The following is a 12,823-nucleotide window of genomic DNA, read 5'->3' on the forward strand; positions in this document are numbered from 1 at the left end:
AAGCTGATGTCTTCAGGGTCTCGCTGTTGCGCATGGATGGTGGGGCCGACAGTCAGTGTTTCTTTTGTCGCCGTAAAACAATTGCAATCGTATTGAAACGCACTCATGGCACGCCAAAAACAATTCAAAAGAAAAAAGAACGCAATCAACGGATGGCTCGTGCTGGACAAGCCATATGGCATCTCCTCCAACGAGGCGCTTGGCAAGATCAAGCGGATCTTCTCGCCGGAAAAGGTCGGCCATGCCGGAACGCTTGATCCGCGCGCGTCCGGCCTCCTGCCGGTTGCCTTCGGCGAAGCCACGAAAACCGTGCCCTTCGTCATGGATGGCCGCAAGGTCTACCGTTTCGAGGTGACCTGGGGCGTGGAAACCAATACCGACGACACCGAAGGCGAGGCGGTTGCAACGTCCGACGTGCGGCCGAGTGCGGATGAAATCTCGGCCGTCCTTGGCGAGTTTGTCGGCACGATCCTGCAGGTCCCGCCGAAATTCTCCGCCATCAAGGTCGCCGGTGAACGGGCGTATGATCTGGCGCGTGACGGTGAGGAAGTCGAACTGGAAGCCCGCCCGATCGACGTGCACCGGCTGGATCTGGTTGAACGTCCGGATGAGAACCGCGCCGTCTTTGAGGCTGAATGCGGCAAGGGCACCTATGTGCGGGCCATCGCACGCGATCTCGGCCGCCGGCTCGGCAGCCGCGGTCACGTGACCGAGTTGCGCCGTTTGCTGGTCGGTCCGTTCGGCGAAGAGGACCTGATCGGGCTGGACGAAATCCAGGAAGCAGCCGAGGCGCTTGAGGAAGGCGCCGGCATTGAGGCGCTGGTCGAGGAGTTCGTCCTGCCGGTTCGCGAGGCGATGGACAATCTGATCGAGGTACCCGTTTCGCTCGATGACGCGGCCAAGATCCGCAAAGGCATGGCCGTGCTGCTGCGCGGCCGGGATGCTCCGCTCAACACGGAAGTCGCCTTTGCCAGCCACGCCAGCGTGCCGGTTGCCATCGGCTCAATTGACAAGGGCCGGTTCCAGCCGACCAGGGTGTTTCACCTGTAAATTCTGGTGTGGCGAAAAAACCTGAGAAACCTCTGGATTTTCGAAGGGTTTTCCGCCATATTCCGCCGCCATTGGGCACTGATGCTCAATTCGTCCGGACGGATCCTTTGCTGAACGACATCTCGGCTCTGGAAACATCCGGATCAGGCCGGTCTCCGGCATTTCAACGTGTCCGGTCAACGGACCCCACTCTTTGAAAGGAAAGAGCGATGTCGATTACTGCAGAGCGCAAAGCTGAGCTCATCAAGGAATACGCCATCAAAGAAGGCGACACCGGTTCCCCGGAAGTACAGGTCGCGATCCTCACCGAGCGGATCAACAACCTGACCGAACACTTCAAGGGTCATGGCAAGGATAACCACTCCCGCCGCGGTCTTCTGAAAATGGTTGCGCAGCGCCGGTCCCTTCTGGACTACACGCGCGGCAAGAGCGAAGAACGCTACAAGTCGCTGATCTCGCGTCTTGGCATTCGCCGCTAAGAACTCAGAACCTGAAAGCGCGGTGGGTGAGAACCCGCCGCGTTTTTGTATTGCGTGACGGCATTTGCCGGACGCAGCTCTTGCGGGCAAAACACTGATCCACTTCGGGTCTTTGTTCCGCGAAAGAGCTTTGAGTGTTTCAAATTCGAGTGGAACGCTCTATAGAGACCTCGTGACACGTCATGGGGCAGGATTGCCGGCTTCTTTCCGTCTTGAGCCGAAAGCAGCTCGTCGTCTTGCCCGTGACCTGTCCGCCGGTAACCGGCCCATACGGGGCCGACCGGGAATGTGTCTGCCATGACCGTGCTGTACCGAAAGCAGCCAAAGGCAGGCAAAGCTGTAAGGACAGATGATGTTTGATATTCATCGTGTAGAAGTCGAGTGGGGCGGACGCCCGCTCGTCCTCGAAACGGGCAAGGTTGCCCGTCAGGCCGACGGCGCCGTCATGGCGACCTATGGCGAAACGAAGGTTCTGGCGACGGTTGTTTCCGCCAAGTCTCCGAAGCCGGGCCAGGATTTTTTCCCGCTCACCGTGAACTACCAGGAAAAGGCATTTGCCGCTGGTAAGATCCCGGGTGGCTACTTCAAGCGTGAAGGCCGTCCGTCGGAGCACGAGACGCTGACGTCCCGCCTGATCGACCGTCCGATCCGCCCGCTGTTCGCAGACGGCTACAAGAACGACACCCAGGTGGTCATCACCGTTCTGTCGCACGATCTGGAAAACGCTCCGGACATTCTGGCGATGGTGGCTTCTTCCGCTGCACTGACCCTGTCGGGCGTTCCCTTCATGGGTCCGATCGGCGGCGCGCGCGTTGGCTACATCAACGGCGAATACGTGCTGAACCCGCTGGTCGACGACATGCCGGAATCCTCGCTGGATCTGGTTGTTGCCGGTACCAACGACGCCGTTCTGATGGTTGAATCCGAAGCCAAGGAACTGAACGAAGACATCATGCTCGGTGCTGTGATGTTCGGCCACAAGGGCTTCCAGCCGGTGATCGACGCGATCATCAAACTGGCTGAAACCGCTGCCAAGGAACCGCGCGAGCTGGTTCTGCCGGATCATTCCGAGCTGTTCGGCAAGGTCAAGGCTCTGGCCGAAGCCGAGCTTGTTGCCGCTTACAAGATCACGTCCAAGACCGACCGCAAGAACGCAGTCGACGCTGCCAAGGCGAAGGTCGTTGAAGCGCTGATCACCAACGCTGCCGAAGGCGAAGCCGTCGAAAGCACCGTTCTGGGCGAGCAGTTCAAGAAACTGGAAGCTGAAATCGTTCGTGGCGCGATCCTCGACACCGGCACCCGTATCGACGGACGTGACCTGTCGACCGTCCGTGCGATCTCGTCCGAAGTCGGCATTCTGCCGCGTGCGCACGGTTCCGCACTCTTCACCCGTGGTGAAACCCAGGGCCTGGTCGTTGCCACCCTCGGCACCGGCGAAGACGAGCAGTTCATCGATCTTCTGGAAGGCACCGTGAAGTCTCACTTCATGCTGCACTACAACTTCCCGCCTTACTCCGTCGGTGAAACCGGCCGCATGGGCTCCCCGGGACGCCGCGAAATCGGTCACGGCAAGCTGGCATGGCGTGCGATCAACCCGATGATGCCTCCGCATCACGAGTTCCCGTACACCGTCCGCGTCGTTTCCGAAGTCACCGAATCCAACGGTTCGTCTTCCATGGCAACCGTCTGCGGCACCTCGCTGTCGCTGATGGATGCCGGCGTTCCGCTGAAGGCACCGGTTGCCGGTATCGCCATGGGCCTGATCAAGGACGGTGACCGTTTTGCGGTTCTGTCCGACATCCTGGGCGATGAAGATCACCTTGGCGACATGGACTTCAAGGTCGCCGGTACCCAGGACGGTATCACCTCGCTGCAGATGGACATCAAGATCGACGGTATCACCGAAGAGATCATGAAGGTCGCTCTGGGTCAGGCCAAGGACGGCCGTATCCACATCCTCGGCGAAATGTCCAAGGCCATCACCGAGGCTCGTGCCGAGCTCGGCGAACATGCTCCGCGCATCGAAGTGATGAAGATCCCGGTCGACAAGATCCGTGAAGTCATCGGTTCGGGCGGCAAGGTCATCCGTGAAATCGTGGAAAAGACCGGCGCGAAGGTCAACATCGAAGACGACGGCACCGTCAAGATCGCATCTGCCGACGGCAAGGCGATCAAGGCCGCCGTCAACTGGATCAACTCCATCGCCGCTGAGCCGGAAGTGGGCATGATCTACGAAGGCACCGTCGTCAAATGCGTTGATTTCGGCGCATTCGTGAACTTCTTCGGTGCGAAGGACGGTCTGGTCCACATCTCCCAGCTGGCTCCGAAGAAAGTTGCCAAGGTCACCGACGTGATCAAGGAAGGCGACAAGGTCTGGGTCAAGCTCATGGGCTTCGACGAGCGCGGCAAGGTCCGCCTGTCCATGAAGGTTGTCGACCAGGAAACCGGCAAGGAAATCGAAAAGAAGGAAGAAGCTGAATAAGCTTCCGTCCGACTGACGCAAGATATGAAACGGGGACCGAAAGGTCCCCGTTTTTGTTTGTCTTGAAGCGAGAAAGGCTAGTCAGCCAGCCCGGGCGGCAACTGAATCGACGCCGTTCATCTTGGCGAGATAGCGGTGGAAGTCGACGCCAGAAAGCGGGCGCGAGAAGCTGTACCCCTGGATGAGCGAGCAGCCAAAGGAATGGATCAGCTCACATTGTTCGTGCGTTTCGGCTCCCTCGCACACGACTTCGATATGCAGCGAGCCGGCCATTGAAATGATCGCCTGAACCAGTGCCTGGCCGCCCACATCCCGCTCCAGGCCCATGATGAAGGTCCGGTCGATCTTGAGCGTGTCGATCGGCAGGCGCTTCAGGTAGCTGAGCGACGAGTAGCCGGTGCCGAAATCATCCAGGGAGATCTTGATGCCGAGGTTGCTGATGGCTTCCAGAATTTCGACCGGGTTGACGCGCTGGTCGTCGAACATCACGCTTTCGGTGACTTCCAGCTGCAGGCGAGCCGGGTCCATGCCGGTCTCGTCGAGGATTTCTCTCAGACGAGGCAGGAAATCCGCATCCCTGCACTGGCGCGGCGATATGTTGACGCTGATCCCGTCGAGCTGCAGGCCGTTACGGTTGCAGGACTGGAAGAATTCGCATGCCTCGCGCAGCACCTGTTCGCCAAGCGGCACGATGAGCCCACAGTCTTCGGCCACCTTGATGAATTCGGTCGGAGGGACGACGCCCAACTTGGGATCGGTCCAGCGTGCCAGGGTTTCGCAGCTCACCACGCGGTTCTTTTCATAGTCCACGATCGGCTGGAAATTCAGGTGCAGCTCACCCTTCTCGATGGCTTGCCGGAGGCAGATCTCGATCTGGCTTGCGCGGGCGGCCTGTTCATTCATGCGCGTGGCAAAGAACCGGTAACTGGCACCGCTATCGGCCTTGGCCTGCAGCATGCTGGTGTCGGCCTGCATCAGCAGCGCTTCCTCGTGTGTGCCGTCGTGCGGGCAGACGGTAATGCCGAGACTGCCGGCAAGCACGGCTTCATTGCCGTCTTCCAGTTTGATCGGGTCACCGATCGCCTTCAGAATGTCACGGGCGGTCTGTTCGATCTGCCAGCGGTCTTCCGGGTTCGACAGGATAATGGCGAATTCGTCGCCGCCCATGCGGGCCACGGTCTGGTCCGGACCGAGGGTCCTGGTTAGACGCGCGGCTACGGTTTCGATGACCTTGTCCCCGGCCTTGGGACCATAGGTTTCGTTGACGGTCTTGAACCGGTCGAGGTCGAGGATCATCAGCGCCGTCAGGTCGCCCATATGCTTGCCGCGCTGGATCGCCTGGCGCAAACGGTCCATGAACAGGCGCCGGTTCGGCAGACCGGTCAGAATGTCGAAGTTGGCATTCTTGGTTGCCAGTTCTTCCTGGCGCTTGCGCTCGCTGATGTCCGTGATGGTAGCGTAATAGGCGCGTTCCCCGCGCCATTCCGTCAACCGGACATGCTGCTCCAGCCAGATGGTCTCGCCATCCTTGCGGATGCCTTTGACCTCATAGGCGCGGGGCGCGCCTTCGCCGTTTTCACGCATGTTGTAATAGCTGCGCAGCCGGCTGTGCTCTTCCGGCGCATAGATCACCAGTGTGGGGGACTCGACAAGCTGTTCGGGTTCACCGGGGGCGTAACCGCACATTTTCAGCAGGGCGTCGTTCACATAAAGGATGCGATGGTTGGCATGAACCAGCACGCCGTGCATCGAGCCGTCGATCATGTCCTTGAACTGGGCATCGCGGTCACGAACGGATTCAAACGCCGCCTGGAACATGGTCGCCAACTTGTTGAATTCGAAGATCAGCCCGGGCGGCGGCGGCGACACCACCTTGTCCTGCCGCAGGCTCATCGCGTAGTTCAGCAGCCTGCCCAGGCCGGCCGTGGTGATGCGATTGACCAGAAGCGCGGCACCGATTGCCAGTATCGCCGTATAAAGCAGGAACGGTGTGAACAGCTGGCTGTAGGTTTCCTCGACCTTTTGCAGGGTGTCCACGGGCTGCTTGATCACGGTCGCAAGCATGTGGCCGTCCAGGCCCTGCATCAGCGGAGCAAAAACGAAAAGGTTCTCTCCGTTCAGCGCGTAATTGACGTCGTCAGGTGTAGCGTAGAGCCGTTCGGGAAGCACTTCCGTGGTCAGGTCACCCATGCCCGCCACAACATCCTCATGGTGATAGAAGGCGATATCTTCCACCCGTAACGCCTTGGCGAGGACGCCCGGCAGGGAGAAGGAATCGGTGATAGTCGTCCCGCCATAAATCCTGCCGAGGACTCGGCCGGTATCGGGATCGAGAACCAGAACAGAGAGCGCTGCAGTGATCTGTATGGGATCGGAATCATGGTCCGCGTAAGTTACCCAGATGTCGGGCGGCATGGCCGCACGTATCTTCACCGGCAACTGGTGGCTCAGGTCGATCAGGCCGAGACTGCCGTTTACCCAGCCGTCTTCACCCGGACGATCGATCAGGAGAATGTCCAGAACCGCGCTGGTCATCCCTTCGGAAGCGCGTTCAATGATGACCTTGGCGGTCTCCTTGTCGTTGTCCACCAAGGCCTGCCGGATATCCGGGTTGGCCGCGACCGCGCGGATCTGCGTTTCGAGTTTGTCCAGATGCTGGGTGAAGACGAGCCTTGCGAGTGTTGCCTTGGATTTCGCGCTGCGGGCAATTTCATGTTCGGCAATCGACAGGCTGCCAAGGTACGTAATCCAGAAGAGTGCGATCGCCGTTCCCATGAGGCCGAACGCAAACAGAGCCATGACAAGGCGGCTGAAGGGAATGGAAAAACTGACCTTCAACGAAGCGCTCCTGAACCGGCGGGCATCATCTGACAGGATAATGGGACGTGACGGGAAGCAAGGCGGGGCGGGGTCCTTCTCGGTTGGAACAACAGGTTGTTGCTGGTCTTGCAAGTACAAGGCACCCGGCGGCGGGTGTGGACAGCTTCGGGAAAAGACAGCTTGTGACGAACCGATGCGTCCATAAGCACAGTATCATGAAACCTGCCTCCTGTTTTGCAATTGTAAGAAAATACACTTGCAGACTTAAACGTAACTGCTCGAGGTTTACCTTTGGTGAATTGGAATGGTGAAGATGTTGCGACTTTATTGTCAATTTAACTTGCTGTTCATTAATAATGTCGCGGTTGAATATAGTAATATTTGACAGGAGCCATTTCTATTGAGCGCTGCTGTCCTCTCGCATGATCGGGCGTTTGCCTCCCCCGGCGAAACTGGTATACCCCCATCGTGAAGTGAATTGGGGTCGATTGGCCTATTGCGGAAGACGGAGCCACTTGATGGGGCAGATGCGCTTGGTAGTCGTTGGAGCCGGTGGTCGAATGGGCCGGGCATTGACGCGGGCGGTCACGGAAACAACAGGTGCTACCGTCGTCGCGGCGATCGAACGCGAGGGCTCCGAGTTTCTTGGCAAGGATGTGGGCGACCTGGCAGGAACAGGTTCCCTGGGCGTTCCCGTCACCGACGATCCCTTGACCGCCTTTGCCGCCTCTGACGGTGTCCTGGATTTCACGGCTCCGGCGGCAAGCCTCTGGTTTGCCGAGCTGGCCGCGCAGGCTCGCATCGTCCATGTCATCGGCACCACCGGTTGGGCTGAAGGGCAGGACGAACCTCTGAAGGCGGCTGCCCGCCATGCCCGGATCGTCAAGTCCGGAAACATGAGCCTGGGTGTCAATCTGCTGGCGAGCCTGGTGCGCAAGGCTGCCGCCGCGCTTGACGCGGATTTCGACATCGAGGTTCTGGAAATGCATCACAAGCACAAGGTGGATGCCCCCTCGGGCACGGCGCTGTTGCTTGGCGAAGCGGCTGCACAGGGCCGGGGCCTGGATCTGGCCGCCCATTCGGTCCGTTCGCGCGACGGTATCATGGACCCTCGCAAGACCGGCGACATAGGCTTTGCAACCCTGCGGGGCGGGTCGGTCATCGGGGAGCATTCAGTGATTTTTGCAGGTGAGGGCGAGCGCATCGAACTCACTCACCGGGCGGAAGACCGGCAACTGTTCGCCCGCGGGGCCGTCAAGGCGGCACTGTGGGGATTTGACCAGAAGCCCGGGTTTTATTCGATGGCCGATGTCCTCGGCCTGGATTCTTGAAGATACGCATTTAGCTTGAGGAGAATGGCATGGACCGCCTTCTTGTGCTTGTCCGTCACGGACAGAGCGACTGGAATTTGAAGAACCTGTTCACCGGCTGGAAAAACCCGGACCTGACCGAGCAGGGTGTGGCGGAGGCTCACAAGGCCGGCGAGCAGCTCAGGGATCTGAAGCTTTCCTTCGACGTTGCTTTCACCTCCGATCTGTCGCGTGCACAGAAGACGCTGGACATCATCCTGGAAGAACTGGGCCAGACCGGCCTTGAAACCTTCAAGGATCAGGCTCTCAACGAGCGTGACTACGGTGACATCACCGGCATGAACAAGGACGAAGCGCGCGAGAAATTCGGCGAAGAGCAAGTCCATATCTGGCGCCGCTCCTACGACATTCCGCCTCCGGGCGGTGAAAGCCTGAAGATGACCGCAGAGCGCGTTCTGCCTTACTACAAGTCGGAAATTCTGCCGCGCGTCCTGGCTGGCAGCCGCACGATCGTCGCCGCGCATGGCAACTCGCTGCGGTCGCTGATCATGGATCTGGAAGATCTTTCACCGGAAGAAATCCTGAAGCGCGAACTGGGCACCGGAACGCCGATCATCTATCGCCTCGATGAAAACGGTGGCGTGGTCAGCGTCCAGGATCTCGCCGACTGAGACCAGTCTGCATTGCCGAAATTCATGTCCCGCTGCTTCCATGAGGCAGCGGGACTTGTTTTTGAAAGGCAGCTTGCAGTCCGCCAGGTGCCTGCGTTGCCCGGGGCATTATCGAATGGGCCTTTGAAGCGGGCATGTACCGCCTGCAATCCACCGGCAATTTCTTTGCAAAAACAGTCCTGAATAGTGATTTGCATTCGATGTCTCTCCCATTTGAGGGAGGGCCGATCTGCCACGCCTCTATAGGCTTCCAGCCGTCGACCACGGTTGGAGCATTTATAGATGGCCGAATGCACGAAAGTTTCTTCCCGCTTGCAGAAGCTGGTGCGCAGATCAGGAAAATCGGGACGTTCGCTATTTCAGGCAACTGCAGTTTTTCTGCTCGGCGCGGTTTCGGCGCAGGCCCAGACAAACCTGACAGCTGAAGAACAGGCCAGGCTGGCCGCAGCCGACAGCGGCCAGGCACCGACTGCCACCGCGATCGAACTTCCCTTCGAGGAGCCGTTTGACGGCAAGGATCTGGCCGGGCACTGGCAGCTCCTGAATGCTGACAAGGACTCCTTCGTTGTAGAGAACGGCATCCTGCTTGCGCTTACGAGTGGCGGCAAGAACAGTCTACGAAATGCGGATACGAGCAACATCTTCGAGCTGCAAGGCGTGCCGCCTGAGGGAGACTTCGATCTTGCTATCAAGGGCAAGCTCGATCCGAAAACCGGTTACGACGAAGTCTGGCTGGGACTTCGGGAAAGTCCGGACAATTTTATTGCAGCCCATCTTTATGTGCTCACCAAGGGGTGCGGTCCTGCACTGTTCCTGCGGACTGTCGCCAATCAGCCGGTAATGCCGGAAGGAGAGCCGGTTTTGACCGCCGCCAACCACAGCCTGTTTGACGGTCCCATCATCAAGTCCGTTTGCGACAAGGCCGGCCGGCCTCTCGGGGATCAGATCCTGTCGAACCTGTTTGCAGAAGGTTTTGAGCTGACCCTTTCCAGAAGAGGGTTGCGCTACCGGACCTCCCTGACATTGACCGTTCCGGACAGAGGGGCGCAAAAGCCCGCCGGTCTCGAGACCGTTCACACCAACTGGATTGCCCGCATGGCGCCTTTCGGCAAACCGGTTTTCCTGCTTGGCCAGGGCAGCCGCGCCGGCAGCGGTGAAACGCTGGCCGAGTTCGACCACTTCAGCATCCGCCGTCCGCAACAATGAGCCCGGAGTTTCCCATGTCTGCTCTTCCCACTCGGGCGCGCGTACTGCGGCTCGTGGTTCCTTTCTCGCTCGCCCTTTGTGCAGCTTTACCTTCTCATGCTCAGCAAGGTGATGTCGCCGCCGCTGAGAACCTTGTGAGGCTGTTTTACGCCGAACATTCCAAGCGGTTCAACGACGGCGATACGCCGCTCCTGAACGACGCTCCGGCCGCAAAGGAGTTCCTCGTCGACGGTCTCGTGCAAAGGGAACTTCAGGGGATATTGCAATTCGATCCGGTCTATGATGCACAGGACGCGAGTATTTCCGATCTCAGTATCCGGCCTGATCCAGACGCTCCCCTCTTGCAGGGAGCTGCCCGAATCCAGGTGACTTTTACCAACTTCGGAATGCCGATCCGGCACATCTACACGCTGATAACCGTGTCGGACGGTTCCTGGCAGATCAACGACATCTATTCCGAAACAAACGACTGGTCGTTGTCTGATCTCCTGCAGTCCGCCGGTGTGGACAACAGATCGGATCCAGGTTCCGAGATCACGCTCAAGGGCAGTTCAGCGGCCGGGTCCACTGTTGGATCGGGGCAGACACAAGCTGCAAATGGCGGAGACGCTGTGGTACCCGGCATGGAGGAAGGAGACCTTCCCGGAAACGGCCTGTCCTCTGAAGGGAGCGACCTTCTGTTCGTTCTGGACGGTTCAGGCTCCATGTGGGGGCAGGTCGACGGTGTTGCCAAGATCACCACCGCGAAACAGGCGCTGACAGGTCTTATCGGTGACCTGCCGGCTCAGACCAACGTCGGCCTCATGGCCTACGGACACCGCCGGGAAGGGGATTGCAGAGACACCGAGATCCTGTATCCGGTTTCCAACTTCGATACCGAACGTCTGAAGCCGGTTATCGACGCGATTACGCCTCGTGGAAAAACCCCCATCGCAGCCGCCCTGCAACAGGCGGCTTCCGCCATGCCCGCCTCCAACCGGCCGGCAAACGTGCTTCTGATTTCAGACGGGCTGGAAACCTGTGGCGGTGACCCATGCGCCGCTGCCAAGGCATTGGCCGAGCGCGGTATCAACACCCGCGTCCATGTGGTCGGGTTTGACCTGACGCAGGAGGAGAACCAGGCCCTTCAGTGCATCGCCGAAAATGGCGGCGGCAACTATTACGCCGCCAACAATGCCGAAAGCTTCACCGAGGCCGTCAAGCAGGCTGTCGCGGACGCAGGCAAGGCAGCGGAACCTCCCGCACCGGCGCCGGAAGCTGAAGAGGTCGTTCCGGCCAGCACCCTTGTGTTTGAAGAAACGTTTGACGGCCCGGAGCTGGCAGCCAGCTGGCAGACACTGAATGGAACCGACAGGCTGACCAGGTTTACCGGAAGCGGCACCCTGTTTGTCTCCGCACTGGGGGGCGACACGATCTACGACAACAAGAACGCGCTGAACCGGCTCGTTCTTGACGAGCCGCTGCCTGACGGTGATTTCGACCTGAGTCTCAAGTTCAAGCTGCATGAACAAAGCGGTCATGAAAGCGTATCGGTGTCGCTGCTGGAGGATACGAACAACCAGATCGGCGCAATGGCCTGGATCTGGACAAAAGGCTGCGGTTCTTATCTGAACCTGTCCTTGACCCGCCTCTCCGGAGATCCCGAAGGCAAGCCTGAAGTATCGCGTTTCGATGTCAATCTGTTCAGCAAGCAGATCGTCAAGACCGTGTGCGACAAGGCGGGCAGGGCCTATGGCAACAAGGTTCTGGAATCGCTTTCGACCGATGGTGCTCTGCTGCGTCTGAAACGGCGAGGACGTGCGCTCTCCGCTGCCATCGAACTGGAATTGCCCGCTGCTGACGGTCAGGAGGGCGGCCCCTACGTCCTCGAGACCGATCCGGTTACCGTGCTGCGCCTTGCCGGCAAGCCGAGCGTGCTCGCCGGCCAGTGGAACAAGGCAAAGTCTCAAGAGAGCCATTTCGAATTCGACAGGTTTGCAATCGAGCTGGTTTCGCAATGAGGTCTCGTCCTCGCCGTGCTTGTCTGACCTTTGTAATCCCCTGGTTCCTGTCGGAAGCGGTCTTCGCGCAAGGTCCCGGGGTCCAGGCCCCAGGTGTCGAAGACCTCGCTTGTGCGGCGGGGTATGGCTGCCAAGGCGTTGCGTCTTCGCAATGCGACGTCCTGGCGATGCTGGGCTTGATGACCACGGGAGAGGCCCGGGACCTGTTCGCCCAGGCTAATCCCGCACGGTTTACGGAGGTGGCAAGAAACGCAGACTTGCCACCGTCTGAATGCCTGCAGGCTGCCGGTTCCGGTGTAGGCACCGGCGCGGGCAGCCTTTCAAATTCGGGTGCCGAGGACATCGACACATCGCCGAATGGCAGCGGTGCACAAGCCTTGCCCGACTTCGCAAGTCTCGACGGATTTTCCGAGACACCATGTCCGGGCAATGTGTCCGTCGATCCGATCTTCGTGCAGGGGCAACCGGACATCCGGGTACTCGCCTGTTTCAAGGGAGCGGACAATCGCTACAGCGAATGCGGCAAGGCACCCGCCCGTGCCTATTGTCTGAAATTCGGTCAGTCGGACGTTGCCTGTTTCGGCGACATCAAGCTCGTCGGCAAGGCCGCCACTGTCGACGCCTATTGCGAAGCTGGCGGGTGTCCCGCTTTTGGTTTCATTGTCTGCAAATAAGCGCCGTCCGGTGCCGGAACCGCATCGATGCTCACCCAAATGGGAGAGGCTTCAGCCGGACCGAAACGTCAGTCTTGCGTCATCGACATGTCTCGCCAACAAGACCGGAGACTGAAATGCGGAAGATTTGG

Annotated in this window: 9 protein-coding genes; 8 read left to right on the forward strand and 1 reads right to left on the reverse strand. The window is 59.3% G+C overall.

The genetic code is table 11. From position 1 onward, the window contains the following. Positions 1-105: 105 nt before the first annotated feature. The 3 genes from truB (at position 106) to pnp (ending at position 4,011) form a co-directional block, all read left to right on the forward strand. Positions 106-1,050, forward strand: coding sequence for a tRNA pseudouridine(55) synthase TruB (truB, locus tag ACVDG9_RS01190; protein ID WP_447237103.1), 945 nt, complete (start codon positions 106-108; stop codon positions 1,048-1,050). Positions 1,051-1,259: 209 nt separating this feature from the next. Beyond that, positions 1,260-1,529 carry a 30S ribosomal protein S15 gene (gene rpsO / locus ACVDG9_RS01195; protein ID WP_006935430.1) on the forward strand — a complete coding sequence of 90 codons (270 nt, stop codon included), beginning with the start codon at positions 1,260-1,262 and terminating at the stop codon, positions 1,527-1,529. A 352-nt stretch (positions 1,530-1,881) separates the two neighbouring features. Continuing rightward, positions 1,882-4,011: a polyribonucleotide nucleotidyltransferase gene (gene pnp, locus ACVDG9_RS01200; protein ID WP_031268705.1), complete on the forward strand. Its 2,130-nt coding sequence runs from the start codon at positions 1,882-1,884 to the stop codon at positions 4,009-4,011. Between the two features lie 81 nt (positions 4,012-4,092). Here the strand turns inward: pnp and ACVDG9_RS01205 are convergent, their stop codons facing one another. Then, on the reverse strand, positions 4,093-6,849 hold the full coding sequence (locus ACVDG9_RS01205; protein ID WP_447237104.1) for an EAL domain-containing protein: 2,757 nt from the start codon (positions 6,847-6,849) through the stop codon (positions 4,093-4,095). 500 nt (positions 6,850-7,349) lie between these two features. Here ACVDG9_RS01205 and dapB point away from each other — a divergent pair, with 500 nt between their 5' ends. The 5 genes from dapB (at position 7,350) to ACVDG9_RS01230 (ending at position 12,692) form a co-directional block, all read left to right on the forward strand. Beyond that, positions 7,350-8,162, forward strand: coding sequence for a 4-hydroxy-tetrahydrodipicolinate reductase (gene dapB / locus ACVDG9_RS01210; protein WP_200863749.1), 813 nt, complete (start codon positions 7,350-7,352; stop codon positions 8,160-8,162). 29 nt (positions 8,163-8,191) lie between these two features. Next, a complete protein-coding gene (locus ACVDG9_RS01215; RefSeq protein WP_022999102.1) occupies positions 8,192-8,812 on the forward strand; it encodes a 2,3-bisphosphoglycerate-dependent phosphoglycerate mutase in 621 nt (206 codons plus the stop codon). Positions 8,813-9,094: 282 nt separating this feature from the next. Further along, entirely contained in the window at positions 9,095-10,018 is a 924-nt protein-coding gene (locus ACVDG9_RS01220; RefSeq protein ID WP_367020927.1) for a hypothetical protein, read from the forward strand. Between the two features lie 14 nt (positions 10,019-10,032). Further along, positions 10,033-12,018 carry a VWA domain-containing protein gene (locus ACVDG9_RS01225; protein WP_447237105.1) on the forward strand — a complete coding sequence of 662 codons (1,986 nt, stop codon included), beginning with the start codon at positions 10,033-10,035 and terminating at the stop codon, positions 12,016-12,018. Further along, a complete protein-coding gene (locus tag ACVDG9_RS01230; RefSeq protein WP_447237106.1) occupies positions 12,015-12,692 on the forward strand; it encodes a hypothetical protein in 678 nt (225 codons plus the stop codon). The genes ACVDG9_RS01225 and ACVDG9_RS01230 overlap by 4 nt, the downstream gene beginning before the upstream one ends. Positions 12,693-12,823: the final 131 nt, after the last annotated feature.

The organism is Roseibium sp. RP-7, assembly GCF_053005225.1.